Source organism: Algoriphagus antarcticus, from assembly GCF_002150685.1.
In the GTDB taxonomy this organism is placed as follows: domain Bacteria; phylum Bacteroidota; class Bacteroidia; order Cytophagales; family Cyclobacteriaceae; genus Algoriphagus; species Algoriphagus antarcticus.
Genome location: NZ_MSSW01000134.1, coordinates 1 through 1,308 on the forward strand (window position 1 = coordinate 1; position 1,308 = coordinate 1,308).

Sequence of the window (1,308 nt, forward strand, 5' to 3'; positions counted from 1 at the left end):
CGTGCAGATTCTGCTGCATCGGTAATATCCAGCACGTTTCAGGAGCCAATGGATTACAGCGATGACTCCAGCCTTTTCCATAGGTAAGTGATTTCATGTGGGTGGGATTGATTAGGGTAAATATTAAGTTCTGACCATCACTTGAGTTAATGTCAACACGGTAACTACCAACAAACTGTTCTATTGGATCAACCCTGAATAAGTCATGGGTTATTCCCCCCCTCTAGGTGTAGTCAAATCATGGCGGTGACTGGGTGTAGGTACTCACCTAGTCCAACGCACATTACACCCAGATGGGGGCAAACCTGGACCAAAGTAAGGTTGCCCTGGCATTGATCCAGAAGGGTAGGCTCTTTGAAAGCTCTACTGCTCCCTTATTAGTTTCTTATATTCCCATGGCATCCAGCTCAGTATTTCATTCAGCTCTTCTTCCGTTTGTCTAAAATGATTTTGAAAAATAGGTTCTAAATTCGGCTTAAAACCTATTATATCCAATGGAAAATCATAATCATTTGCAGTGTATTTACCCCAACTTCCGCTCTCACTAAACACAAAATATTCGTTGTAACTCATCTCTAACATAACTGCAGAAATATAGTTACCTCCTGAAAGTTCATTCCAGCTTATATTAACTGGGAATTTCATTCTGAACATTGGTTCTCCATTAGTAAACTCTTGTGATTGCTGAATAATCACAAAATACTCATCGCCAACTGCATCCATAGCTTTTTGCAGTTGGTTAAAACTTTCTTCATTGAATAAGCACCCACCTCTTAGGGCCAACATTTTATATCCCGACTGATAAACCAAATCTGGCAATCTTCTTTTTTCATAAAAGACCTTATCTTGCAACTTCTTCCATACATTTATATACTCTTTTTGAGAGAGCCAATACTTCTTCAAATATTCTTCTGCTTGCTGCCTATTCCCCCATTGATTTATAGGAATTAACTTTGAAAATGATGAATGCGGGTATATAGCGAAAACATCTAAAAGTTCAATATATTCTTTCATGGTAAAATTCGTATTTTAAATATTTGACCAGCTTTATTTATATCAATTGTATAAACTCCAGTTGTTTTAGAAATGTGTTTAAATAATATTATGCCATCTTGCATAAGAATAGTGCCATTAGCTTGCTGGGTTCCACCTTGTGATATAGCTTTAAATATTGCCACCCCGTCGCCTTTCACAAAACCCTGCATTCCAGCATTTACTTTAGTAAGACTTCCTGCTTCATTAATTAAGCTTTCCGCACTTTTAAGTTGGTTGAGAACCCCTGTACCTGATTTAGCTGCATTAAAAAAA

Annotated in this window: 2 protein-coding genes; both read right to left on the minus strand. The window is 37.6% G+C overall.

The window, feature by feature from the left end:
* Window positions 1-363: 363 nt before the first annotated feature.
* Window positions 364-1,014, minus strand: a complete 651-nt coding sequence (locus BVH04_RS24965; RefSeq protein ID WP_086544176.1) for a hypothetical protein — start codon at window positions 1,012-1,014, stop codon at window positions 364-366.
* On the minus strand, window positions 1,011-1,308 hold a 298-nt coding region (locus BVH04_RS25690), incomplete at its 5' end, for a hypothetical protein (protein ID WP_169714522.1). The genes BVH04_RS25690 and BVH04_RS24965, both read right to left, overlap by 4 nt.

Coding starts and splice junctions, on each gene's coding strand:
- BVH04_RS24965 (WP_086544176.1), bottom strand. CDS start 1,014: ATGAAAGAATATATTGAACTTTTAGATGTTTTCGCTATATACCCGCAT.